This is a genomic window from Candidatus Alistipes pullistercoris, assembly GCF_027665465.1.
In the GTDB taxonomy this organism is placed as follows: Bacteria; Bacteroidota; Bacteroidia; order Bacteroidales; family Rikenellaceae; genus Alistipes_A; species Alistipes_A hominis.
Window position 1 is genome coordinate 20,035 of record NZ_JAQDED010000003.1, and the last position, 25,582, is coordinate 45,616.

The 25,582-nt window shown below is 56.0% G+C and carries 20 protein-coding genes; 6 read left to right on the top strand and 14 right to left on the bottom strand.

Annotation, left to right across the window (positions count from 1 at the left end; all coding sequences use genetic code 11):
• Positions 1-20 precede the first annotated feature (20 nt).
• On the top strand, positions 21-1,277 hold the full coding sequence (locus tag PGR91_RS05685; protein WP_118656496.1) for a Gfo/Idh/MocA family protein: 1,257 nt from the start codon (positions 21-23) through the stop codon (positions 1,275-1,277).
• 170 nt (positions 1,278-1,447) lie between these two features.
• On the opposite strand, the gene PGR91_RS05690 is transcribed toward PGR91_RS05685, so the two are convergent.
• From PGR91_RS05690 to PGR91_RS05705, 4 genes are all read right to left on the bottom strand, one after another.
• Entirely contained in the window at positions 1,448-1,942 is a 495-nt protein-coding gene (locus tag PGR91_RS05690; protein WP_101570837.1) for a DNA-deoxyinosine glycosylase, read from the bottom strand.
• Positions 1,943-2,216: 274 nt separating this feature from the next.
• Positions 2,217-3,080 (bottom strand): 4-hydroxy-3-methylbut-2-enyl diphosphate reductase, encoded by an 864-nt coding sequence (locus PGR91_RS05695; RefSeq protein ID WP_172970761.1) that lies wholly within the window; start codon positions 3,078-3,080, stop codon positions 2,217-2,219.
• Positions 3,065-3,784, bottom strand: coding sequence for a (d)CMP kinase (gene cmk / locus PGR91_RS05700; RefSeq protein WP_118656498.1), 720 nt, complete (start codon positions 3,782-3,784; stop codon positions 3,065-3,067). The genes PGR91_RS05695 and cmk overlap by 16 nt, the downstream gene beginning before the upstream one ends.
• Positions 3,765-4,427 carry a LysE family translocator gene (locus tag PGR91_RS05705; protein ID WP_055203885.1) on the bottom strand — a complete coding sequence of 221 codons (663 nt, stop codon included), beginning with the start codon at positions 4,425-4,427 and terminating at the stop codon, positions 3,765-3,767. Before PGR91_RS05705 ends, cmk begins: the two co-directional genes overlap by 20 nt.
• 102 nt (positions 4,428-4,529) lie before the next feature.
• On the opposite strand from PGR91_RS05705, the gene lnt reads away from it, so the two are divergent.
• Positions 4,530-6,107 (top strand): apolipoprotein N-acyltransferase, encoded by a 1,578-nt coding sequence (lnt, locus tag PGR91_RS05710; protein ID WP_118656663.1) that lies wholly within the window; start codon positions 4,530-4,532, stop codon positions 6,105-6,107.
• Between the two features lie 55 nt (positions 6,108-6,162).
• Positions 6,163-7,452 carry a bifunctional folylpolyglutamate synthase/dihydrofolate synthase gene (locus tag PGR91_RS05715; RefSeq protein WP_101570834.1) on the top strand — a complete coding sequence of 430 codons (1,290 nt, stop codon included), beginning with the start codon at positions 6,163-6,165 and terminating at the stop codon, positions 7,450-7,452.
• A gap of 72 nt (positions 7,453-7,524) precedes the next feature.
• On the opposite strand, the gene PGR91_RS05720 is transcribed toward PGR91_RS05715, so the two are convergent.
• From PGR91_RS05720 to PGR91_RS05755, 8 genes are all read right to left on the bottom strand, one after another.
• Complete coding sequence (locus PGR91_RS05720) at positions 7,525-9,423, bottom strand: hypothetical protein (RefSeq protein WP_257937026.1); 1,899 nt, start codon at positions 9,421-9,423, stop codon at positions 7,525-7,527.
• A 130-nt stretch (positions 9,424-9,553) separates the two neighbouring features.
• Positions 9,554-11,440 carry a hypothetical protein gene (locus tag PGR91_RS05725; RefSeq protein ID WP_118656500.1) on the bottom strand — a complete coding sequence of 629 codons (1,887 nt, stop codon included), beginning with the start codon at positions 11,438-11,440 and terminating at the stop codon, positions 9,554-9,556.
• Positions 11,441-11,474: 34 nt separating this feature from the next.
• Complete coding sequence (locus tag PGR91_RS05730; RefSeq protein ID WP_101570830.1) at positions 11,475-13,286, bottom strand: hypothetical protein; 1,812 nt, start codon at positions 13,284-13,286, stop codon at positions 11,475-11,477.
• Between the two features lie 2 nt (positions 13,287-13,288).
• Entirely contained in the window at positions 13,289-15,136 is a 1,848-nt protein-coding gene (locus PGR91_RS05735) for a hypothetical protein (RefSeq protein ID WP_118656502.1), read from the bottom strand.
• Positions 15,137-15,165: 29 nt separating this feature from the next.
• Positions 15,166-16,995 carry a hypothetical protein gene (locus PGR91_RS05740; RefSeq protein ID WP_118656504.1) on the bottom strand — a complete coding sequence of 610 codons (1,830 nt, stop codon included), beginning with the start codon at positions 16,993-16,995 and terminating at the stop codon, positions 15,166-15,168.
• 83 nt (positions 16,996-17,078) lie between these two features.
• Positions 17,079-18,389 carry a family 43 glycosylhydrolase gene (locus PGR91_RS05745; protein WP_101570824.1) on the bottom strand — a complete coding sequence of 437 codons (1,311 nt, stop codon included), beginning with the start codon at positions 18,387-18,389 and terminating at the stop codon, positions 17,079-17,081.
• Between the two features lie 68 nt (positions 18,390-18,457).
• The gene (locus tag PGR91_RS05750; protein ID WP_101570822.1) at positions 18,458-19,492 is read right to left on the bottom strand and encodes a glycoside hydrolase family 43 protein; all 1,035 of its coding nucleotides are present in this window, start codon (positions 19,490-19,492) and stop codon (positions 18,458-18,460) included.
• A gap of 19 nt (positions 19,493-19,511) precedes the next feature.
• Positions 19,512-20,441, bottom strand: coding sequence for an HAD family hydrolase (locus tag PGR91_RS05755; RefSeq protein WP_101570820.1), 930 nt, complete (start codon positions 20,439-20,441; stop codon positions 19,512-19,514).
• Between the two features lie 497 nt (positions 20,442-20,938).
• Here PGR91_RS05755 and PGR91_RS05760 point away from each other — a divergent pair, with 497 nt between their 5' ends.
• The 3 genes from PGR91_RS05760 to PGR91_RS05770 all read left to right on the top strand — a co-directional run bounded on the left by PGR91_RS05760 (position 20,939) and on the right by PGR91_RS05770 (position 23,320).
• Positions 20,939-21,505 (top strand): hypothetical protein, encoded by a 567-nt coding sequence (locus PGR91_RS05760; RefSeq protein WP_182424238.1) that lies wholly within the window; start codon positions 20,939-20,941, stop codon positions 21,503-21,505.
• A gap of 38 nt (positions 21,506-21,543) precedes the next feature.
• Positions 21,544-22,323, top strand: coding sequence for a 3-keto-disaccharide hydrolase (locus tag PGR91_RS05765; RefSeq protein ID WP_118656507.1), 780 nt, complete (start codon positions 21,544-21,546; stop codon positions 22,321-22,323).
• Positions 22,324-22,402: 79 nt separating this feature from the next.
• Complete coding sequence (locus PGR91_RS05770) at positions 22,403-23,320, top strand: ThuA domain-containing protein (protein WP_118458857.1); 918 nt, start codon at positions 22,403-22,405, stop codon at positions 23,318-23,320.
• An 88-nt stretch (positions 23,321-23,408) separates the two neighbouring features.
• Here the strand turns inward: PGR91_RS05770 and PGR91_RS05775 are convergent, their stop codons facing one another.
• Together PGR91_RS05775 and leuD are read right to left on the bottom strand one after the other, a co-directional pair.
• Complete coding sequence (locus tag PGR91_RS05775) at positions 23,409-24,959, bottom strand: alpha-isopropylmalate synthase regulatory domain-containing protein (protein ID WP_101570814.1); 1,551 nt, start codon at positions 24,957-24,959, stop codon at positions 23,409-23,411.
• A gap of 13 nt (positions 24,960-24,972) precedes the next feature.
• Entirely contained in the window at positions 24,973-25,566 is a 594-nt protein-coding gene (leuD, locus tag PGR91_RS05780) for a 3-isopropylmalate dehydratase small subunit (protein ID WP_055203912.1), read from the bottom strand.
• Positions 25,567-25,582: the final 16 nt, after the last annotated feature.

Genomic DNA, 25,582 nt, shown 5'->3' on the forward strand with positions numbered 1-25,582 from the left:
TGATTGAATCCGATAAACCGATGGAAAAAAGAGCGGTCACCGCCGTCGTGCTGGGAGCCAGCGGGCGCGGAAAATTGTACGGCGATTATGCGCTGGAGCATCCCGAAGACCTGAAGATCGTCGGCATCGCCGAGTTAGTCGATCTACGCCGTACGATGTACGGGGACAAATACGGCGTTCCGGTCGAAAACCGGGTCGCAACGTGGCAGCAGATGCTCGACCGGCCTAAATTCGCCGATGCGGTCATTATCGCGACGCCCGACCACCTGCATTACGAACCCTGTATGAGGGCGCTCGACCTGGGTTACGATATCCTGCTCGAAAAGCCGATCGCGCAGACGTTTGACGAGTGCCGCCGGCTGGTCGCCCATGCCCGCGACAAAAAGAAGATCGTCTGCCTGACGCATGTGCTGCGCTATTCGCCCTATTTCCTGAAGCTGAAAGAGATGATCGATACCAAACGGATCGGCGACCTGGTGAGCATCCAGCATTTCGAGCCGGTGGATCATATCCATATGTCGCATTCGTATGTGCGCGGAAGCTGGCACGATTCGGTCAAAAGCACGCCGCTGGTGCTTGCCAAATCGAGCCACGACCTCGATATTCTGTACTGGATGATCGGGAAGCCCTGTCGCCGGATAGCGGCCTTCGGCGGCCTGAAACATTTTAAGTCGGAGAACGCTCCGAAAGGGAGTACCGAACGTTGCACGGACGGATGCGCCGCAGAGGCGACCTGCCCGTTCTCCGCGTTGAAAATCTACTATCGCGACCGAACCTGGCTGTACGTATTCGACCTGCCGGAGGAGGAGCCCGAACGCGGCGAAGCGATTCTCCGTTACCTGCGTACGACCGATTACGGCCGTTGCGTTTACCGTTGTAGCAACGATCAGCCGGATCATTACGTGACCAGCATGGAGTTCGAAGGCGGCGTGACGGTAAACTTTTCGATCGAGGCTTTTACCTCTTACATGGGGCGTCGTACCCGCATCATGGGAACGCGCGGCGATATCGTCGGCGATATGGAATCGTTCACGCTGACCGATTTCGCGACCGGCGAAAAGACGGTTTACGATGCGAATGCGATCGATGCGGAGAATTACAAAGGAGCCGGTCACGGCGGCGGCGACGCCGGCATGATCCGCGATTGGATCGAAGCTGTCCGCAGGCAGGATGCGACGATCATGAGCACTCCGCTCGACGACTCGCTCGAAAGCCATGCGATCGCTTTTGCCGCCGAACGGAGCCGCAAAGAGGGACGTATCGTCGAGCTCGAATAACTAACGGCGGTAAAGGAAGGGGGGGCGGTCGGTTTCCCGAAGTGTGGAGGAAAATCCCTCGCGCGAAATTTTCCGACCGGATAAGGTTTCCGGTTTTTTCTGTTCTGAATTTAAAACGGCCGCAGGATTTTTAAATCCTGCGGCCGTTTTCAGTCGGTTTTGCGTCCGGCTTATTTCAAAAAATCTTTTACGGCCTGCCAGGCCCGTAGTTTCTTCTCCAACGGAACGGCGTGTGCCGGACTGGTCGACGGCAGGATGATCCGTGTGATTTCCGGATCGACATTCGGAAAATAACGTTTGAAAAGCCGCGCGGCATACTGCCCGTTGAAAGCGATTGTGCGGATCTGCGGGTATTGCCGTAGCAGTTCCCCGATGCGGTTCGGTGCTTCGTTGCTGATGTTGCTGTCGAGGCTGCCGTCGCGCTCGCACCGGCGGCAAACGTCCCAAAGCGCGATTCGCGTCTCCAGCAGCATAGCTTTCCGATGCTGGTACGCGTCCGGAAGTTCCTGTCCGCAGAGTGCGGCCATGATGGGCCAGAATGCGTTGCGCGGGTGTCCGTAATATTGTTGTTTGCGCAACGACTCTTCGCCGGGCATCGTTCCGAGTACCAATATCCGGCAGCCTCCGTCGACGATCGGGTCGAAACTGTGGATCAATTTTCCCATGTTCTCTGTTTTTACGGCCTGAAGTCCGGTCGTTCGGACTTCAGGTCGATACAAAGATACGGAAAAACAGGGCAGCCGGGAGGTTCCCGTCTATTTTTTGCCAGGGGTTGGCATACAGGGCCGTAGTAGACCGCGCCGCCGAGGTGAGCCTCTTTTACGATCGTACGGCCGGACAAAAAAGAGGCGACTTGTTCGCTGATGGCGGTGGTTTCGGGGATTTCGAGCATGACGAGGACGGGTTGGTTGTTCCCCGAGATAAGAAATAATTTCGGGTTTATCCGATCGTTTTACGGATCGTGTCGGCGACTCGCTGCATCAGCCATTTCGGGGTGGATGTCGCGCCGCAGATGCCGACCGATCGGCAGTCGTCGAACCACTCTCTTTGCAGTTCTTGTTCGTCCTCGATGTTGTAGCAGCGCGGATTGGCTTCCGTACAGGTTTGATACAGCACTTTCCCGTTCGAACTTTTCCGGCCGCAGACGAAGATTACGACGTCGAACCGCCGGACGAACTCTTTTAGGTGCGGGTTCCGGTTCGAAACCTGCCGGCAGATCGTATCGTTGACGGTCACCTGCGACGGGTCGGCGGAGCGTTCCAGGATGGTTCGGTGCACCTCTTCGAACAGGGCAAGGCTCTGCGTGGTTTGCGACAGCAGGTAAACGGGTCTCGTGAAGTCGATGTTGTCCAGGTCGTCGAGCGTTTCGATGACGATCGCATCCCCGTCGACCTGTCCGGTCAGGCCGACCACTTCGGCATGACCCCGTTTGCCGAGGATCACGACCTGGCCGTTGCAACCGCTCATTTGTTCGTGCGCCTTTTTGACCAGCGTTTGCAGGCGGGCCACCACCGGGCACGTAGCGTCGATCAGGCGGATACGGTGGGCCGCTGCCAGCGCATAGGTCGTCGGCGGTTCCCCGTGCGCGCGGATCAGCACCGTCTGTCCGTCCAACTCCGGAAAATGGCTGTGTGCGATGGTTTCAAGCCCGAGCTTCTCGAGCCGCTGGACTTCGACGCGATTGTGTACGATATCTCCCAGCGAAAAGACCTTGCCGAGTTCTGCGAGCGATTCCTCCGCCTTGGTGATGGCTTTGACCACTCCGAAACAAAATCCCGATTTGTCGTCTATTTCGATGTACATGGAGCGCAGGTTATTTTTTCGATCCGCCGCATCACCCAATCCATTTGCTCGGGGAGGGTCATGTGGCTGTTGTCCAGGACGACGGCGTCTTCGGCCTGCCTGAGCGGGCTGACGGCGCGCGTCTGGTCGGCATGGTCGCGCTCGCGCAGGTTTCGTTCGACCTCTTCCAGCGACACTTTTTCGCCTTTGGCTTCCAGCTCCTTGTAGCGCCGTTGCGCGCGGATCGCCGGGTCGGCCGTCATGAAGATTTTCAGTTCGGCGTCCGGGAATACGACGGTGCCGATATCGCGTCCGTCCATCACGATCCCTTTCTGCCGTCCCAGTTGCTGTTGCTGCCGGACGAGTTGCTCGCGTACGGCAGCAATGCCGCTGACTTTGCTGACCAGGTCGCTGACTTCGATGCTGCGAATCCGTTTTTCGACGTTTTCGCCGTTCAGGAAGATATCGCTCGCTCCGCGTTCGGAGTTGAATGCGAACGTGATCTCTATCTCGGGAAGCATCGCGATCAGCAGCGCTTCGTTCACGTCCCCGTCCTGTACGGCGCCGTGCCTCAGGCCGTACAGCGTTACGGCCCGGTACATCGCTCCGGTGTCGATGAATACGTAGCCGATCCGCGCGGCGATCTCTTTCGCAAAAGTGCTTTTGCCGCACGATGAAAAACCGTCGATCGCGATAACGATCTTTTTAGTAGGGGAATATTTCATGGACAGGTACTTTCATGTGAATGAAGATGGATAAAATGGCTGCGGCTCCGAGCATCACGATGACGCTTCCCGATATCCGGTTCATCCACAGCAGGTGGCGGGGCCGGAATTTGCGACGCAGAAAGCTGATGCAGAACGTCAGCAAGAACCACCACAGCGAAGTGCCGCACAGCACGCCGAGGATCATCAGCAGGCCGTTGGCGTACGGGATTCCTTCGTGGTTGACGCCGAGCGCCGCGAACAGCGCGACGAAGATCAGGATATAAGCCGGATTGGCCAGCGTAATCAGCAACACCGACAGGTAGTCGCTCCACAGGTTGCTGCCTTTGCCGGCCCGGTTGCGGCGGATCTGACCGACCGGATTTTTCAGCAGGATGGTCATGCCTACGATAATGACCGAGATGCCTCCGAGCACTTTAATGATAACCATGTTGTCTTCGATGAAAGAGAGCACGACTGTCAGCGAAAACAAGGCGACGGTAGCGAAAAGCGTGTCGGCGGAGGCGGCTCCCAGACCCGATACGAACCCCGAACGCTGGCTTTTGCTCAGTGTCCGCTGGATGCACATCACGCCGATCGGCCCCAATGGAATGGAGGCCAGAAGTCCGATAACGATTCCTTTCAAAAAAACTTCAAAACCCATAAATCATGCGTTTTCACGGAGATTTCGCAGTTGCGGCCGCGAAATCTTTCATGCAAAAGTAATAAATATAATCTATCTTTGCAGAACAGAAAAAGCGAAAAGATGGGAAAACGTATTCTTTGTTTGCTGCTCAGCGTGGCGTTGTTTTCGATCCCGTGGCTCGGGGGAACTTCCCTGACGCTGTTCGTGGCTTTCGTCCCGCTGTTGTGGATTCAGAGCGACGTGGCCGCGAAAACGGGACGAAAGGGGAAGCCGTTGCGATTCTGGCCCTATGCGGTGGCGACTTTCACGCTGTGGTGGCTCGCGACGGTCTGGTGGGTCGGTTTCGCGGCCGTGATCGGGGTCGTTGCGGCGACGGTGACCGGAACGGTATTGATGTCGGGGGCCTTTCTGATCTACCATGCCGTCTGGCGCAGGGCCAAACGGGCGCTGGCCTACACGGTGTTGGTCAGCGGCTGGATCGCTTACGAATATCTTTTCCTGAACGGCGAGATCTCGTTCCCGTGGCTGGTGCTCGGCAACGGGTTCTCGATGGACGTGAAGTTAGTGCAGTGGTACGAATACACCGGTGCGCTCGGCGGATCGCTGTGGGTGCTGGTGGTGAACCTGCTTGTGTTCGAAGCGTGGAAACGGCGACGCGAGCCCGTCCGGTGGATCGCTCCGGCGGTGGCGTTGCTGCTGCCCGCGGTCGTTTCGCTGATTATGTATGCCACATACGAAGAGCCGTCCGAACGGACGAAAATAACGGTCGTTCAGCCGAATATCGACCCTTACCATGAAAAATTCGTTTTGAAGCAGAGCGAACAGAACGAACTGTTGATCGGGTTGATGGACCAGGCGCCGCAAGACGCCGACCTGATCGTGGCTCCGGAAACGGCGATCGATGAATATTTCTGGGAAGAATACCTGGAACGGACGCCTTCGATGCTGCTGTTTCACGATTTTATCCGGCAGCGTAAACCGGGGACGATGGTGGTGACCGGTGCGAATACGTATGTTCCTTACGATTCCGAAGAGACCGCGTCTCCTACGGCGCGCGAGCGGGGCGGACAATGGTACGATGTTTTCAACACGGCGTTGGGGCTCGATTCGACGGAAGCGATCAAAATACACCATAAAGGGAAACTGGTGATCGGGGCGGAGATGCTCCCTTATTATTCGGTAATTCGAAAATGGAAATTCTTATTCGTCGATCTGGGCGGACTGTCCGGACAGATCGGATACGGGAAAGTGCGCGAGGTGTTTACCGCTCCGGGCGGCGTCCGTGCCGGGCCGGCGATCTGTTACGAGGCGGTTTACGGCGAATATTTCACCGAGTTCGTTCGCAACGGGGCGCAGGTGATGTGCGTGATTTCGAACGACGGCTGGTGGCGGGATACGCCCGGACATCGCTATCTGTTCGCTTATTCGCGGTTGCGGGCCGTCGAAAACCGGCGTAGCATCGCCCGCAGCGCCAATACCGGTATTTCCGGATTCATCGACCAGCGCGGCGACGTGTTGCAAAAACTCGGATGGGACCAGCGCGGAGCGTTGACCGATTCGTTGAGCCTGAACGACAGGATGACTTTTTATACCCGTTACGGGGATGTGATCGGTCGGGTGTCGAGCTATGTGTTCGTGCTGGGCCTGCTCTATTTCATGGCCTACCGTTTCCGGCGGAAGAGCCATATCGTCGATTAAAAGTGTACCTTCCGGTTTTTGCCCGGAAGGTTTTGTTTGTCCAAATAGTATTCGAATGACTTATCAGCAGACGCTCGATTTTTTGTATAATTCGCTGCCGGTGTTTCAGCACGTCGGCGGTAGCGCTTACAAGGCCGGATTCGATAATATCGTGGCGCTGGAGGAGGCTTTGGGGAATCCGCACCGCAAAATCCGCAGCGTTCACGTAGCCGGGACGAACGGTAAAGGCTCCGTGTCGCATATGGTCGCTTCGACGCTGACGGCGGCCGGATATCGGACGGGGCTTTTCACTTCGCCGCACCTGAAGGATTTCCGGGAACGCATCCGGATCGACGGACGAATGATTTCCGAGGAGGAAGTGATCGGTTTCGTCGAACGGAATCGCGGGACGATCGACCGGGTGCAGCCTTCGTTTTTCGAGATCACTACGGCCATTGCATTCGATTGTTTTGCGCGGCACGAGGTCGATGTAGCGGTGGTCGAAGTCGGAATGGGCGGCCGTCTCGATTCGACCAACATCATCCGTCCGTTGGTGAGCGTCATTACCAACATCGGTTACGATCACACGCAGTTTCTCGGCGATACGCTCGAAGAAATCGCCGGCGAAAAGGCCGGGATCATCAAGGAGGATACGCCGGTGGTCGTCGGCGAAAGCCGGATCGAAACGCAGCTCGTTTTTATCGACAAAGCCAAAGCATCCCGCGCCCCGATTCTCTTTGCCGACCAGACCTACCGGGTGCTCGGACAGATTTCCCGGCCGCAGGGACAGTCTTTCGAAATCGAAAACCGGCTGGACGGCTCTCGCTTCCGGATCGACAGCGATCTGCCGGGACTGTATCAGCGCAAGAACGTATTGACGGCGCTGACGGCGCTGGACGTACTGAACGGGGCGGGCGGGCTTTCCATCTCACGGGAACAGGTGTTTCGGGGAATTGCGACGGCGGCCCGGACGACCGGGTTGATGGGACGCTGGCAGCAGTTGGGCGAACGCCCGCTGGTTGTGTGCGATACCGGTCACAATGAAGCCGGAATTACGGAAGTGGCGGCGCAGCTTGCCGCGCAGCATTATCGCAAACTCTTGATGGTCGTCGGCTTCGTCGAGGACAAGGACTTGTCGAAGGTATTGCCGCTGTTGCCGAAAGACGCTTACTATTTTTTTACCCGGGCGGCGATCCGGCGCGCGCTCGACGAAAAAGAACTGGCGCGGCGCGCGGGAGCGTACGGATTGCGCGGGGAATGCGTCGGAAGCGTTTCCGAGGCGCTCCGTTTGGCCAGGTCGCAGGCCGGCCCGGAAGATCTGATATTCGTCGGCGGTAGCACGTATGTCGTGGCGGAGATCATCTGATCTTTGTCGGGGATAAAAACGATCAGGCCGGCACTCGTTGGGGTGCCGGCCTGATCGTTTTTCGGGAAGAATCTATTTGACCGTGTAGATAAAGTTGAAACGCGCTCCCGGCGCAGCGTCGCCGCAGGTATAAAACTGCGAGGCGTTGTATTCGGGTTTGCCCGATTCTGTATTTTTCGGCATGTTGTCCACCCATTTGAATTCGAGGTCGATTTTATCCTTGATTCCGAGTACCGACCGTTTCATCCGAATCGCCATTTTGTTGCCTTTGACGACGTAATCGAAATCTCCGGCTTTATCCCATTCGCATTTGCCTCCGACGTTTTTCGAGACGGTTCCGGTCGATGCGTCCGGCGTTTCGTAATTGACGACGTAGTCGTAGCCTTCCCATCCGGTCGATTTGTTCCGGTCGATGTCGATGAAAAGCATCATCCAGTTTTCGTCCTGCGGAGAAGTCATCGCCGAAGCGGTTTCGACATAGAAGTAGATGTATTCGGCATCGCGGGCGATTTTCGCATCGACGATATCGTTGCGTCCCAGCGAGCTGTTGTAATACTTGTCGGCATGCCCGGCGTGGGCCCGCTTGATCGCGTTTCCCTTGTAGTGCCTGAAGTCGGGTTTCACGTCTGTCCAAGCTGCCATCGAGTCGAGTTTGATCGTTTTGGTTTCCGACGCATATTCGCGCTGAGTCATGCCTTTGAATTTACGCACGTTCTGGATCAGTTGGTAATAATAGGTGTCTCCCCTGTAATTGCCGTCGGCATCCCACCATTCGTTGTTCGGTTCGATGTCCCGGCTGTGTTCCCAATCGAATTGGTCGACGAACGAGAACGGGTCGCCCTGCCATCCCGTATCCCATTTCCCGGCGATGTATTCGTTCCATCCGGTGACGAAAATCAGGTACGGATCGAGCTGGATGCCGCGGTCCCATTGTTCCTGGAAATTGGCTCCGTACAGGTAAGAGTCCGGGCGCGTGTCCCAACTTTTGTTCTTTCCCGTGTAGCTTCGTCCCAACGTACCGGGAATATTGAATGCGCTGGCATGGTAGTAGTTCGAAGCGCAGGTATTCTGGGCTACGCCGACCGCTACTTCCTCGTTATAGGCGTATTTGTTCTGCGGGTAAATCTCCAGCCAGCCCCACTGGGTGTTGTTCGAAGGGCCGTTGACGTAGTCCGCCTGACCGGGCCGGAATGTGAAGAAATTCTTCATTTCACGGTCTTCGGCGTTGTTCGTCGGGATGTTGTCGTTATAACCCATCAGCATCGGCTTGCCCTGCCAGGTGAACCAGAGGTTCTGGTATTTGCGGACTTTATACACGTCGTTGTACAGCCTTTTGATCATGTCGTACGATGCGTCGCTCGGCCCGAAAGGAAGCAGGAACGAAATTTTCGGGACTTTCACGCCGTCCTTACGCGCCTGATCCCAGGTTTTCATCAGGGCATTGTAAGACTCGTCCCACAGGAACGGCGCGTTCGTGCAGTCGAAGAACACGACGTCGACTCCGGCGTCGGCGAGCATTTCGGCATGTTTGCGCAGTACGTACGGGTCGGTCGTCCGGTAATAGCCGAACAGCGGTTCGCCCCAGAAGTGCGTATTGCTGCCTCCGCGGTCCCATACCGGGTTGTCCTTCTCCTTGATGGCATTGGGGTTCTCTTTCAAAATTTGGGAAATATTTCCGACCGTACCGTAACTGACCATGTTGGGGTTGTGCCACGTCCAGTAGAACATGGCTATGTATTTGTTTTTCTTTTTTGTGCCGGCCTGTTCGTAGTCGGGCAGTTTGCGTCCCAGCGGATCGGTGGCCGTCCACAGGTCGCTGTTTACCTGCGCTTCTTCGTAAACAGGACCGGGCGTATTGCCGCCGTTATCGCCTCCTTCGCCGCCGTCGCCTTTCTCCGGTTCGTCTTTCGAGCAGCCCGCCAGCAGAGCCAGCATCATCGCCAGAACGGATAGCCTTAAAAAATTTTTCATACGTATCATACATTTGAAATTTTAGGGAAATTGGTTAATAGTTGTATTCGTAAAATTACAAAAATATTTTTTCGGGACAACCGGATTCCGGCAAGAAACGTTCTGCCGGAATCCGGCCGATCCGAAGATTTTACTTTTTGAATTGGTAACGGTAACGGAACCGCCCGTTCGGGGCGGCGTCTCCGTCGGTCAGGCACTCTTGGATGTCGCCTTTGGATACGGCGTTGTCGATCCATTTGAAGTCGATCTTGAAGTCCCGGACGTTTTTGATTCCGAGGCTCGCCATCGGGATCGCGAGTTCCATTTCGCTGCCTTCGACCCGGTAGCTGATCTCCTGCTGCGTTTCCCAGTTCCAATTGCCGCGGCATACGGCCAGCGAGGTGGTCGTTTCGTCGGTCACCTCGCCGTTGATCATATACTGGAAATGTTCCCAATTCGGCTTGTCGCTTCCGATTACGTTGATAAACAGTCGCATCCAGTTCTTGTCCTTGTACGGCGTGATATCCGACGCGGTTTTTACGTAAAAGTAGAGGTAAGTGCCGTCATTAGCGACTTTCGCCTGGACGATGTCGTTGCGGCCGGTCGTATTGACCAACTGTCCCATGCGTCCGTATCCGAAATGATTCCGGAAAGCGATGTCGCCCTTGTCGTCGGCGTAAGCCGCCTGCACCGGTTTCCATTCGTCGGTTTGGCCGTCGATCCGGATAGTGTCCGTCGTCGTGAACGTAGGCGACGGTTTGGTTCCTTTGAAACGACGGATGAAGTCGGCCATCTGGTAGTAATAATTATCTCCGTAATCGCCTCTCAGCGGTTCGATGTCGCGGCTGAACTCGTGGTTGTACTGGTCGACGAAGTAGGAGCCGCCGGCGGGCAACGGTTTGCCCAGCATGTAATCTCCGCCGCTTTTGGAGATAAACCGTTGGGCGACCCATTCGTTCCAACCCGTAAAGAACAGGAATTGCGGATCGAGGGTATACGCCCTTTCGAACTGCGCCTTGAAATGGATGCCTTCTCCCGAACGCAGGGCGCTCGGTCCCGGCTGCACCTGGGTGTTTACGTTGTAACTGCGGCCGATGTTCGAGGTGGGGTGGGTCGCCGGCATCACCGAAACGCATTCGCGGACGCCGTTGTGCGTGCCTACTTTTTGCGGGTAGACCGATCCCCAGGGCCATTTGTCTTCTCCGTTGCCGAACCAGGCGTCCGCCGAACTGTTGTTGCTCAGAAACCAGGCGTGGCGGATCGTAAAGAATCCTTTGACGGTCGACGAAACTTCGTCCGGGTTACAGAGCAGCAGCGGTTTGTGATCCCATTGGAACCAGAGGTCTTTGTACAGTCCCCGCAGGTAAATGTCCCGGTACACGGAATGTGCTGTCTCAGATGCGCCGGAGTGCACAACGAACGCGAATTGGGGCGTTTGAGAGCCTTCTTTGCGCATCGCCGTATAGACGTCTCCTACCTTTTTGACTACGTCGAGGTAGGTGAATCCGTTGGTTACGTCGAACAGCACCACGTCGACGCCGGCATCGCTGAGCATCTGGGCGTGTTTGCGGATGACCCATTCGTCGTCGGATACGTAGTACCCCATGTAGGGTTCTCCCCAGTGATGGAAAATGTTTTCGGGCCCCAGTGCCGGATCGGTCGGATTCGCATTGAGCAGCTTCTGGATGTCGTAAGGACTTTCCACATCGGTTGCGGACGGCTTCTGAACGCCGCCCGTGTAGGTCGGCAATCCGGTGTCGTACGAGTGGCATCCCAGCCACAGGAAGTAAAAAATGCCCACTGTTTTTTCTCCGCGGGTTTCGGGCGTTTCGTAATTCACGCCGGGTTCGATGGTTCTGTCGAGGCCGTCGACCGACGTCCACGACAGGGGATCCACTTCGGCGATCACTTCTTCGGCGGGAGGCGTGGGATCGGGTCCGGGGTCTGGCCCTGGACCCTGGTTATCGGAATTTGTCTTGTCGTCTTTGCACCCGACGGTCAGCAGCGTGCAAAGGAGCACGCAAACGAATTTGTTCATGGGTGTGTTTTAGGTTATTAAAATTCAGACGTTTTTATTTTTTAAATTGGTAGCGGTAGCGGAAGCGTCCGTTCGGCGCGGCGTCTCCGTCCGAGAGACATTCCTGGATATCGCCTTCTTCGACCGCATTGTCGATCCATTTGAAGTCGATCGCGAAATCGTTCGCATTCGCGATTCCGATCGCCTGGGCGGGAACCGCCACGACCAGTTCGTTGCCGGCGACCCGGTAGTCCAGATCGGCGATTTTCTGCCAGTTCCAGCCGTTCAATGACTTTTCGAGGCTCGTTTTATTGTCGGTCACGTCGTTGTTGATCCGGTACTGGAAACCTTCCCAGTTACCCGATTCGCTGCCTTTGACATCCAGGAACAGCCGCATCCATTTCGGATCGGAGAACGGGGTTACCGGCGCTGCCGTGCGGACGTAGAAATAGAGCGTTTTGCCGTCGTTGGCGACTTTTGCGGTCAGAATGTCGTTCCGTCCCGTGTTGTTGACGTACTGTCCTACGCTTCCGTAACCGTAATGGTTCCGGTGGAAGACATCCCCTTTGTCGTCGGCGAATTCCGCTTTTACTTTGTTCCATGCCTGCATGTCGCCGAGGTCGATCGTCTGGTAAGCCGAATAGACCGGCGTCGGTTCCACGCCTTTGTAGCGGCGGATGAAGTCGCAGAGTTGGTAGTAATAGTTGTCGCCGAAGTCGCCGCGTAGCGGTTCGATGTCGCGGCTGAACTCATGGTTGAAAAGATCCACGAAATAGCTGTCCCCTTTTTTGCAATCGTATTCGCCTACTTTATGGATGCCGCCCGGATTGACGAACCGCATGGCCGTCCACTCGTTCCAGCCGGAGAAGTAGATGAATTCCGGGTCGACCTCCATGGCGCGTTCGAACTGTTCCCGGAAACAGAGCCCTTCGCCGGAGCGCCAGTGCTCTTTGTCCGGCTGCGCGCCGTCATGATAGCTGCGTCCCACCTGTTTCATGTCGTTCGTAACGATCGGGTGCGTCGCGGGCGATACCGCGATCATCTCGGGTTTGTCGGGACGGTCGTGCCAGCCGTATTTCTGCGGATAGATATCCGCCCACGGGCATTTGTCGTGTCCGTCGCCGAACCAGTCCCATGCCGAGCAGAACCACGAATGACGCACGGTGAAAAAGCCGGCCATGTCCGGCGTGATTCCTTCCGGCGGACAGAAGATCAGCGGCTTGCCTTTCCAGCGGAACCACAGCTCTTTGTACAAATTTTTACCGTAGAAGCTGTCGAACAGGTTTTCCAGCGTTTCCTTGGCGTTGGTGTTGAAGATAAACGAGATTTGCGGGGTTTTGTTTCCCTCCTTACGCATTTTGGTGTAGACGTCGCAGATTTGTTTGACCACAGGCAGGTAGATCGCCTGGTTGGTTACGTCGAACATGATCATGTCCACGCCTGCGTCGGACAGCATTTGAGCATGCTTGCGGATGACCCATTCGTCGTTGGCGACGTAATAGCCCAGGTAGGGTTCGCCCCAATGATGCATCGCGTGTTCCGCGCCATATTGCGGATTCTGCGGGTTCGCATCGATGATTTTCTGGTTGTCGTACGGACTCAGCGAGTCGGCTGCGGTGGGAACCATCACTGCATTGTCGGGGTTCGATGCCGGTCGGTCGTATCCGTGCACGCCGTGCCAGATGACGAAAAACATGCCGACGACCTTGTTTTTGCGGGGTTTGCCGTATTGATCCGTCGTACCGATTTTACGACCCAGCGCATCCTGCGCCGTCCAGGTATCCGGTTTGGTCTGCGCCGGGGCTTCCGTCCCGATTGCCGTCAGCAAAGCGGACAGCAAAAGCGCCGAGATAGTGGTTTTTTTCATGATTATCGGGTTTTATCAGGTTGTTGTTCGAAAATATATCGGTATCTGAACCGTCCGTTGGGCGCGGCGTCTCCGTCCGAGAGGCACTGTTGGATGTCTCCCTGGTCGACCGCGTTGTCGATCCACTTGAAATCCACGGTGAAGCTCTTCGGATTTTTCATTCCGATCGCGGCGAACGGAACCGCAACGACCATTTCGTTGTCCGAGACGCGGTAATCCAAGTCGGCGATCTTTTCCCAATTCCATCCGTTGCGCGACCGCGACAGCGCGGTTTTCGATTCGTCGGCGGCCGGATTTCCGACCGCATACTGGAATCCTTCCCAGTCGGGCAGCTCGGAGCCTTTCACGTCGATGAACAGCCGCATCCATTTCGGGTCGGTGCAGGGCGTGATCGGCCGGTCGGTGCGGACGTAGAACCACAGCGTTTTTCCGTCGTTGGCCATTTTCGCTTCGACGATGTCGTTGCGTCCGGTCGTATTGATCAACTGTCCGATCCGTCCGTAACCGAAGTGGTCGCGGTGGAACGTGTCGCCCCGGTCGTCCGCGTAAACGGCTTTGACCTGCTGCCAGGTCGTCATGTCGCCCGGGTCGATTCGGTGAATGTCCGAATGTACCTCGATCGGTTCCACGCCTTTGTAGCGGCGGATGAAGTCGCAGAGCTGGTAGTAGTAGTTGTCGCCGAACCCGCCGCGCAGCGGTTCGATGTCGCGGCTGTATTCGTGATTGTAGTCGTCGCAGAAATAGCTGTCTCCGATTTTACACTCGTTATTTGCCAGGGTCAGGATCTCGCCCTGATTGATGAAGCGCATCGCGCTCCATTCGTTCCATCCGGTGAAGAACAGGAAATCCGGATCGACCTCCATGGCCCGCGAAAACTGTTCGTTGAAATGGAGTCCTTCGCCGGAGCGTTGTTCCGCTTCGGTCAGCGGTTGGCGGCCGTTGTGAAAGCTTCGGCCGATCCTCTGTACGCGATCCCGGCGATCGGTAGGATGGGTGGCGGGAGCGACCGACATCATTTCGGCGACGTTCGGGTCTTCGTCCCATCCGTAGTTCTGCGGATAGTAGTCCGCCCAGGGGCAGCAGCGCTGGCCGTCGCGGAACCAGGGTTCCCGCGAGTCGAACCAGCAGTGGCGCGTCGTGAAAAACGCATCCATTTCCGGAGTCAGCGCTTCCCGGGGGCAGAATACCAGCGGTTTGCCCTGCCAGCGGAACCACAGTTCTTCGTACAGTCCTTTCGAATAGATGTTGTCGTACATCTTTTTCAGCGTCTCTTTGCCGTTGGGCAGCAGCGTGTGGAATACGCACGAGATCTGCGGCGTCCGGTTTCCTTCGCTGCGCATTTTCCGGTAAACTTCCATCAGCTTGGTCACGATCGGCAGATAGATCACTTCGTTGGTCATGTCGATGATGATAACGTCCACGCCGGCGTCGGAAAGCATTTGCGCGTGTTTGCGGATGACCCACTCGTCGTTGGCGACGTAATAGCCCAGGTAGGGTTCGCCCCAGTGGTGGAAAGCCCCGACCGGTCCGTACTGCGGGGCGTCCGGACGCTCGTCCAGCAATTTCTGGATGTCGTACGGACTTAGCGTGTCGTTTTTGCCGGGGACGATCACATCCATGTCGGGGCGCGCTTCGTAGTGGTCGTATCCGTGCGCACCGTGCCAGACGACGAAGAACATGCCGACCGTTTTGCCCGGACGCGGTTTTCCGTACTGAGCGTCCGTGCCGATCGTGCGTCCCAGCGCGTCCTGCGCCGTCCAGGTCGGCGGCACGACCTGCGCCGCAGCCGCCCCGCCCGTTATACTCAGCAAGCAGACGAGGCGTAATATTCTGAATTTTATCGTTTTCATAGATAGGTTTGTTGGGTTTGTTTGCCGGGTTATCTGCTGAAGGCATATCGGTATCTGAACCGTCCGTTGGGCGCGGCGTCTCCGTCCGAGAGGCACTGTTGGATGTCTCCCTGATCGACCGCGTTGTCGATCCACTTGAAATCCACGGTGAAGTTCTTCGGATTTTTCACTCCGATTGCGGCGAACGGAACCGCAACGACCATTTCGTTGTCCGAGACGCGGTAATCCAGGTCGGCGATCTTTTCCCAATTCCATCCGTTGCGCGACCGCGACAGCGCGGTTTTCGATCCGTCGGCGGCCGGATTTCCGACCGCATACTGGAATCCTTCCCAGTCGGGCAGCCCGGAGCCTTTCACGTCGATGAACAGCCGCATCCATTTCGGGTCGGTGCAGGACGTGATCGGCCGGTCGGTGCGGACGTAGAACCACAGCGTTTTTCCGTCGTTGGCCATTTTCGCTTCGACGATGTCGTTGCGTCCGGTCGTATTGATCAACTGTCCGATCCGTCCGTAACCGAAGTGGTCGCGGTGGAACGTGTCGCCCCGGTCGTCCGCGTAAACGGCTTTGACCTGCTGCCAGGTCGTCATGTCGCCCGGGTCGATTCGGTGAATGTCCGAATGTACCTCGATCGGTTCCACGCCTTTGTAGCGGCGGATGAAGTCGCAGAGCTGGTAGTAGTAGTTGTCGCCGAACCTGCCGCGCAGCGGTTCGATGTCGCGGCTGTATTCGTGGTTGTAGAGATCCCAAAAATAAGTGTCACCCTCTTTCAGATCCCGGTCGCCGCACTTGAGAAAGTCGTTGTGGTCGATGATCCGGATCGCCGTCCATTCGTTCCATCCGGCGAAGAAGACAAATTCCGGATCGAGCTCCATTGCTCGCGAGAACTGTTCGGCGAAACAGAGCCCCTGCTCCGAATGTTGATGCGCCTTGTCGGGTTGCTGTCCGTTGTGGTAGCTGCGTCCGACGCGGCGTACGCGTCCTCCGTCGGTGATCGGGTGGGTGGCCGGAGCGACCGAAACCGCTTCCGGCTTATCGGGCGATTCGTGCCAGCCCGCATTCTGCGGATAGTAGTCGGCCCACGGCCATTTGTCGCGTCCGTCGCCGAACCACTCCCACTCCGGCAGCGAGCAGAACCACGAATGCCGGATCGTGAAAAAGTCGGCGAACTGCGGCGTTACGTCCTGCGGAGGGCATAGGATCAGCGGTTTCCCTTTCCAGTAGAACCATAGATCTTTGTACAGTCCTTTTGCGTAAAAATTGTCGTACAGACGTTGGACGGTCTCCCGGGCCTGCGTGTTGAAGATGAATGACAGTTGCGGGGTTCTTCCGCCTGCTTCCCGGATCTGCGTATATACTTTGCAGAGGTTTTTCAACTGCGGCAGGTAGATCACCGCATTGGTCAGGTCGACGATGATGACGTCCACGCCCGCATCGGTCAGCATTTGCGCGTGTTTGCGGATTACCCAATCGTCGTCGGCCAGGTAGTAACCCAGGTAGGGTTCTCCCCAGTGATGGAATACCCACTGCGGTCCGTATTGCGGATTCTGCGGATTTTCGGTCATCAGTTTCTGGTTGTCGTACGGACTCAGCGTATCGGTCGGCTGCGGAATGCGGACGCCTTCGTCGGGCAATTGCTTCATGTAGGTGTCGTAACCGCTCGTGCCGTGCCAGATGACGAAGAACATGCCGACCGTTTTGCCCGGTCTCGGAGCGCCGTACTGTTCGGTCGATCCGATCGTGCGTCCCAGTGCATCCTGCGCCGTCCATGTCTGCGGGCGCGTCGCGGGGGGAGCGCAAAACAGCGTTTGCGGCGTCGTCAGAGCAGTTGCCAGTAAGATGCTTAGGTAGAGTTTTTTCATAGATTAGGTTTTAAGGTCGTAGGTTTGCAGGTTAAAGGAACAGCCGGAGTCCGACTCCGGCTGTTCCGGTCGTATCGGGTCGTCTACTGCTTTCCGAAACGGAACGCGTCGACCGTAAACAACTCGTCTGCGTCTTTGTCGCCGGTGAAACGCAGCGTCAGGGCATGTACCCCCTTGACAGGCTGTATTTTTGCGGTCAGCGTGACCGGTTTCCCGTCGTCCGACGCCGGAACATCGACGACGCCTACCGGCGGGGTCCACAGGTTGTCGATCCATACTTCGATCTTGCCTCCGGCTTTCGGGGTGACGTCCACCGTAAAGCTGTCGGCCCCGTCTCCGAAATCGAGGTATTTATAGACGGCGTAATTTTCGTTCTGTATGCCGCTCAGTTCTTCGTTATCCGGTGCGCAGAGGCGTATCCGCGTATTTCCCCACAGCAGACACGCCCGTTCCGCCCCGGTTTTGTCGAATGCGTTCAGCGGATCGCCGGCTCCCTGAGAGGTCATTTCCACTTCGTTGATGCTTCCGTCTTCGTTGAATGTGATCGGTTCCATACAGGCTTTGCGCATCGACCGAGCGCCGTTCGTCGTCCGGTGGTAGAGTACGTACCATTGTCCGTTGAACTCGCAGATCGAGCCGTGGTTGTTCCACGATTCGGGATCGCATCCGGCGTTATCGACGATTACGCCGCCGTATTTGAACGGTCCGAGCGGCGATTTCGACGTCGCATAGCCGATGCAGGTCGGACGTCCTTTGCGCAGGTGAGCGTAAACCATGTAATAGATTCCGTTGCGCTTGCGCATACTGCTGCCTTCGTGGAAAAAGTGATCTTTTTCAGTGACCAGTCCGTCTACTATCGTCGTAGTGTCCACTTCCAGCATGTTGTCTTTCAGTTTGGCCCCTTTGGCCGAGAATTGCCCCCAGTAGAGGTACGCCTGTCCGTCGTCGTCGACGAAGACCGCCGGGTCGATCTGCGAAATACCTTTCATCGGCTGACCGTTTTTGAACGGTCCGTCGGGCGAGTCCGATACAGCCACGCCTTCGTCGATCGCGTCCCGCATACTGTAATATAAATAGTATTTGCCGTTTTTGTAAGCGGCGTCCGAAGCGTAGAGTTCGCCGTCGCTGTACGGAACCTGGTCGTTCGGCCCCTTCGAGGCGAAAGCGTTTTTGGTGATCTTCCAGTTTTTCAGGTCGGATGTCGACAGCAGGTCGTAACTCCACGAACAGTAGTAGTCCGGGCTTTCGTCGCGCGAAACGTAGAGGTACAGTTTCCCGTCCTTCCATTGGTGTCCTTCGGGATCGGCCAGGTATACTCCCGGCGGAACGATCGGGTTTTGTCCGTAAAGCGTGCCGCAAGCCAGCAGGCCGGCAATAAACAGTGATTTTTTCATTTCCAGATGGTCTATTGGGTAAAGTTAATAAAAATCGGATTAAAACGATAACGTATATGCGATCGATTTTACGGTACCGGCTGCGGCGTCGAAGTCGGGCCGTCCGTCTTCAGTTTGCCGTTTTTGTCGAAGAACAGCCGGTCGATGCACACCACCCGGTCGAACGACGGCTTCGGACAGGCGGGATCGGTATGGCGATGATAGACGATCCATAGTTTCCCGTCCTTCGTTCGGACGATCGAGTTGTGTCCCGGAGACGATACTCCTTTACTCAGGTCGGTCGTCATCAGCGGGTTGTCGTCGTATTTCGTCCACGGGCCGAGCGGGTGGGGGGCCGTCGCGATCCCGATTCCGTAGAACTCGAATCCGGTGTCGTTGGCCGAGTAGGTCATATAATAGGTTTTCCCTTTTTTGATGACGGTGACCCCTTCGTTGCAACGGTTTACGTTCCAGCGCACTTTTTCCCACGGTTGCGATGCACGTGAGACCAGCCGCGGTTCGCCGACCATTCCCGAAAGATCCTTTTTCAGTTCCACGACGTAGTTCTCTCCGTATCCATAACCGTCCTGATTTCCGTTTTTGCTGAAGTACAGGTAGGGCGTTTTCGCTTTGTCGTCGTCCACGAAAATATGGCAATCGATGGCCGAATATCCCAGGTCGAACCACGGCGTATAAAGTTCTTCGAACGGCCCGTCCGGCGTGTCGCTGACGGCCAGGCACGACAACAGTACGCCCCGTTCGGCGTTCAGGCAACTGTACGTCATGTAGAATTTTCCTTTATAGTACTTTACCTCCGGAGCCCAGAATGCCCCGGCGCCGAAATGCCCGGCCGATTTGCGAAACAGCGGCCCCCCGTATTCCCACGTCACGAGGTCTTTCGAGGTATAGTAATCGAAACCGCAGTCTCCGGCCGTGGTTCCGGTCATGTAATAGGTACCTTTGTATTCGTATACGAACGGGTCGGCGACTTGCAACACTTCTCCGTCGGTCGTCCGTACCGGATTCGTGTACGTGTCTTTTTCGGATTCCGGATTTCGGGCGCTGCCGTGCGTAGCAGGCGCCAGTAGACTGCATAATAAGAAAACGAGGATTGTGTTTTTCATGGGTCGTATCGGATTTGCGTTATTGAATTGCAGAATTGGTGCGGTTTTGCGGAATTCCGTATGCCTTACATGCCCAGTCGTAACCTTCGTCCGGCACGTCGTTGCAGCGGACGGCGATCGTATTCGGGTCCGTTTCCCAGAAAGCCTTTACCGTTTTGCCGCCCATCGCCTCTTCGGGTTTCGTGTCGTCCGGGTTGACGATCACGCGCAGACCGACCGATTCGAGCATCATCTCCATGTCTCCGCGCGAGTTGCCGCCGACCAGGATCGGCCGGGCCTTAATAAAGGTGTTGAGCGCTTCGGCTTTACCGGCGTCCTGCGGGATCGGACGCACCGTTTCGTCGGTGACGATCCCGTCGCGGATGCAGGATTTGACTCCGATGATCCGGTCGACCGGAATCCCCAGCTCTTCGTGGATAAACCGCTGGTACAATAGTTCAGGAGAGGCCGTAATCACCCAGATTTCGATGCCGTATTCCTCGAGGTTTCCGAGCAGTTCTTTCATCTCCGGATAAAATTTCCGCTGGAATTTGTCGTGGAAACACTCCCAGCCGACCCGGCACATCTCGTCGGGAGTCATTCCGGCATAGAACCGGATGTAATTTTCGATGTAGGAGAAAGTGACGTTGTCCCCGTCGATCAACTGCCGGCAGACCGCCCACTTCGTTTTCGAATTTTCATCCTTTTTGCCTTCGTAATTTTTACGGGCGAAATCGTAAGTGGCTTCGTCGGCGAGGTAGTACGGCGTTTGGCCGAGCAGCGTGCCGTCGCAGTCGAAAACGGCTACCTTGCGTTCTTTCATCGTGCGGGTGGAGTTCAGAAACGATTCCAGTTTCCGGTTCGTTTCGGCGGAGAAGCCGGCGATCGGGCGGTAAGTTTGGGCGTTGACGCTCCATGCCAGCATCGCGAAAACGAGCGGTGCGATCGACCGGAAGGTTTTTTTGATCATGTCGGTTCGGGTTTGAAACAATATACGGATTACAGATATGGTATAAGTCGATTCTGAAAAACGATTCGGATGTCAAATATACAAAAAAGGTCCGGTATAAATACCGGACCCAACCTAACTTAACCCAACTTTACCTAACTGCATCGCAGCTAACCTAACCTAAAACTAACCTTAACATTAACCTTTTTCGCTGAGAACCAATTTGCTTAAGCCGTTCGATTTCGTTCCGCCATACGCTTACCGGTTTATCAACTTTTCCTACGTGCAATATTAGACCTTTTGCGAGGCATTTTTTTTCATGAGCTATCCATTTTTTTGCAATCCTGTTCCGATTTACGGGTTTAACGGTTAAAATTCGCGAAAAAGAAAAACAAATTCGGGTTTTGTAAGATTTTAATGAATTAGTTGTAACTTTGGTTCGTCATCCGGCGGACGTATCCGGCAACCGGGGCAAAAGCTGCCGGATACGTATTTCTGCGGTTGCAAAAATGGAGTTTATGAAAGGAAAATGGATGCTTGGTGCCGTCCTGATTTTTATTTTTCTCTCAGGAGGGTGCGATAAGACGGACGATTCGAGTTTTGTTACGGATGTTTATTGGTTCCGGACGGCGACCCAGACGGTCGATGTCGATACGTCGTTGCGGGTTCCCGTCGAGCAGCCCATTTATGTCTACCGCCTGGGAGGAGTCGAATATGCCGTCGACACCCTCGCTTTCGAGGTGCTGCCGGAATACACTACGGCCGTCGATCCCGACAACTATCAGTTGGTTAATTCGATCGTGCGGTTCGTGACTGCCGATACGCTGCGTTCGGAGATCGTATTGAAGATTTATCCGGAGACACTGCTGAAGCCCGATACGGTCGCTCTGAAACTGCTTTACACGCATCCGGCCAATACCGGAAACAACCGTCGTCACGACCGGATCCGGGTAATCCTGAATCCTGTCAAGCCGCCGGAACCGGATCCCGAGCCCGAAGAGCCTGAACAACCCGACGATCCGGATAATCCCGATGATCCGGATAACCCGGACGATTCCGGAACTACGGAAACGCCGGCCGAATGAGCGGAACATTTACCGAACATTAACCAATACATTAAAAAATGAAACATTTATTATTGTTGAGTGCCTGGTGCGTGGGGGTATGCGCGGGCGCCGCCGGTCAGGATGCCAAAAAATACCCCGATCCCGCGCCGATGACGCACGACATGTCCGAGTTCTGGACGCCGCAACCGAAAATCGTTACGCCTCCGGATATGGACAATGCGGTGGTTGCGCCGCCGTCCGACGCCGTCGTTCTGCTGGGGCTGAAAGACAACGCGATCAGCGAATGGGTAAACTGCGAGGAGGGCAAGCCCGTCGGCTGGCAGATCGAGAATGGGATCATGACCGTCAAGCCGCACTCCGGCAGCATCCGCACGAAAAAGGATTTCGGCGACTTCCAGTTGCACCTCGAGTGGAGCGCACCGACCGAAATCGTCGGCGAAAGCCAGGGACGCGGCAACAGCGGCGTGTTTATGCAAGGCATGTACGAAGTGCAGATTCTCGACAACTACCAGAACGAAACCTATGCGAACGGCCAGGCCGGGAGTATCTACAAGCAGACTCCGCCGCTGGTGAACGCCTGCCAGAAACCGGGCAAATGGAATACTTACGATATTATCTATACCGCTCCGCGTTTCAAGGAGGACGGCTCGCTGCAATCGCACGGGCGCATTACCGTGCTGCATAACGGTGTTTTGGTGCAGAACAATACGATGATTCTCGGAACGACCGAGTTTATCGGTTTCCCGCGGATCGTCGCGCACAGCAAGGGCCCGATCATCTTGCAGGATCATTTGAATCCGGTGCGTTTCCGCAATATCTGGATCCGCGAACTGTAATCCGGAGGACTTACCGGCAAAGGGAGGCGGATTCCGGCTCCCTTTCGCTATCTTTAGGAATCACCTGAACGTTAACCTTATGTATAGAAAAACGATTTTGAAGGCTGCGCTGCTGCTGGCATGCGTCGTCTGTTTTCCCGGTGTGTCCTGCGCCCGCAGACCGATCCGGGCGTTGATCGTCACCGGGCAGAATAACCACAACTGGCCCGTCAGCCACCGGGCGTTGCAGGCCATCCTGCAAAATTCCGGACTGTTTGCCGTCGATCTGGCGGTTTCTCCGCCGCAGGGCGGCGATATGGATGCTTTTGATCCCGATTTTAGCGCCTACCGGGTGGTGATCCTGGATTATAACGGAGACCGCTGGAGCGCTTCGACCGAGCGGCGTTTTCTGGATTATGTCCGCGACGGAGGCGGGGTGGTGCTCTACCACGCCGCCGACAATGCTTTTCCCGATTGGGAGGAATTTAATCGTATTGCCGCTCTCGGAGGTTGGGGAGGCCGCGACGAGCGTTCCGGCCCGTACCTGTACTGGAAGGACGGAAGTTTGGTAAGAGACACGACGAAGGGGCCCGGAGGCTCGCACGGCGAACAGCGCGAATACTCGATGAATGGCCGTAATGCCGAACATCCGGTTGTCCGGGGATTGCCCGGGCGGTGGATACATGCGACCGACGAGCTGTACGATCGGATGCGCGGTCCGGCCAATGTCGCGGAATTGCTGTACACGGCCTATGCCGATCCCGGACGAGGAGGTTCCGGACGCGAGGAACCGTTGGTTTTTACCGTCGATTACGGGAAAGCCCGCATATTTCACTTGATGATCGGTCATGCGGGACCGAGTCTCGAAGACAATCCGGCCATGCAGTGCACGGGGTTTCAAACGTTGTTGCTGCGCGGGTCGGAATGGGCCGCTACCGGGAAAGTCCGTCAGCGGGTACCCGACGACTTCCCGACGGAGCGGAAAAGCAGTTTGCGTAAGGATTATCGGAAGCCTTGAATGCTTTGCTGTATGGTTTGTTCACCAGATAAAACGGGCGGCCCAATCTTGAGGGGCCGCCCGTTTCGGTTTTGCGGGATTCCGGTTATTAATTTTCGCCGGACGACTGTTGATTGAGGATGTTTTCGACCTTGTTCAACATTTTGAGCGTCGCCTTGATAGCGGCTTCCGTCTGGTCGGCGTCCAGCCCGCGGGTCTTGAACGTTTCGCCGCGGTATTCCCACGTGATGTAGGTTTGGACGAAAGCGTCGGTGCGTCCTCCCGGAGGAATCGATACCGAATAGTTGACCAGCATCGGGAAATCGCGTTTTAGTTGCTCCTTGTAGATTTTCCGGATGGCCCGCATGAATGCGTCGTACTGCCCGTCTCCCGACGAGGTTTCCTCGTAATCCCGATCGTTGATCCGGATTTTCACGGTCGCCACCGGCCTAAGGCCATACGACAGAGACAGATTGTAATTCAGGATATGCACCTTTACGTCGTAAACGTCCTGTTTCAGGATGTCCGCGATGATGTAAGGCAGGTCTTCCGACGTTACGGCCTGTTTCTTGTCGCCCAGTTCGATGATCCGTTCGGTCACTTTGCGCATCGCTTCCTCGTCGAGGTCGATGCCCAGCGTATCGAGATTTTTTTTGATATTCGCCTTGCCCGACATCTTTCCGAGCGCGTATTCGCGCACCCGTCCGAACCGTTCGGGCAACAGGTCGTTGTAGTACAGGTTGTCCTTATTGTCCCCGTCGGCATGGATGCCGGCGCACTGCGTGAATACGTTTTCGCCGACGACCGGTTCGTTGGCCGGGATGTGGATGCCCGTGTAGGTTTCCACTATCCGGCTGACGTGGTTGATGCTCTTCTCGACGATCGTATTACGCACTTTCAGGTGGTCGTTCAACACGGCGATTACGCTCGACAGCGGCGCATTCCCGGCCCGTTCGCCCAATCCGTTGACGGTCGTATGGATGCCCTGCACTCCGGCTTTGACGGCTGCGGCGACGTTGGCGACCGCCAGATCGTAGTCGTTGTGCGCGTGGAAGTCGAAATGCAGCTCCGGATAGCGTTCCACCATGTCGCGGCAAAAAGCGTAGCAGTCGTCCGGGTTCAGCACCCCGAGCGTGTCGGGAATCATAAAGCGCCGGATAGGCTCTCTTTTCAGCGTATCGACCATCTCGTAAACGTAGTCGGGCGAAAAACGCATCCCGTTCGACCAGTCTTCCAGATAGATGTTGACCGCGATGCCCATTTCGGTCGCTTGCGCGATGGCCGTTTTGATATCGGCGAAGTGTTGCTGCGGGGTTTTGCGTAGTTGAAGTTCGCAATGACGGCGCGAGCCTTTCGCCAGTAGGTTGACTACCCGGCAGCCGGCGTCTGCGATCCATTTCAACGATACCCCGTTGTCGACGAATCCCAGTACTTCCACACGATCCAGATACCCGCGTGCGGCAGCCCACTGCGCAATCCTGCGCACCGATTCGAATTCGCCCTCCGACACCCGTGCCGAAGCGATTTCAATCCGGTTTACGTGCAGTTCGTCGAGCAGCAGGCGGGCCATACTGAGTTTTTCGCGTACCGCGAACGAAACCCCGGAGGTCTGTTCGCCGTCGCGCAACGTCGTATCGAGTATCTCAATCTCTTTTACCATAAGCGTAAGGAAGTTAGGCCCGGGCCTTTTCGAAACGGGCGATATCGTCTTGGATGCTCAACAGATAGTCTACGTCGTCGTACCCGTTCAACAGGCATTCTTTTTTGTATCCGTCGATTTCGAACGAAGTTTTTTCGCCGGTCGAGCAGATCGTGAAGGTCTGATTCGGCAGGTCGACTTCGAATTGAGCCTTCGGATCGGCAGCGATGGCGGCGAATATTTTGTTTAAGAACTCGTCGCTGACCTGTACCATTACCAGGCCGTTGTTCAGCGCGTTGTTGCGGAAAATATCGGCGAAAAAGCTCGATACCACCACCCGGAATCCGTAGTCGAAAATCGCCCACGCGGCATGTTCGCGCGACGAACCGCAGCCGAAGTTTTTGGCGGCCACCAGGATCTCGCCGCCGAATTTCGGATCGTTCAGCGGGAAGGAGTCCACCTTGTTGCCGGCCTTATCGTAACGCCAGTCGCGGAACAAATTGTCCCCGAAGCCTTTGCGTTCGACCGCTTTCAGGAAGCGGGCGGGAATGATCTGGTCGGTATCGACGTTCTCTATATTCAGCGGACAGGCCGTAGTCGTTAATTTCGTGAATTTTGGAATAGCCATGGTATTTGAAAATTAT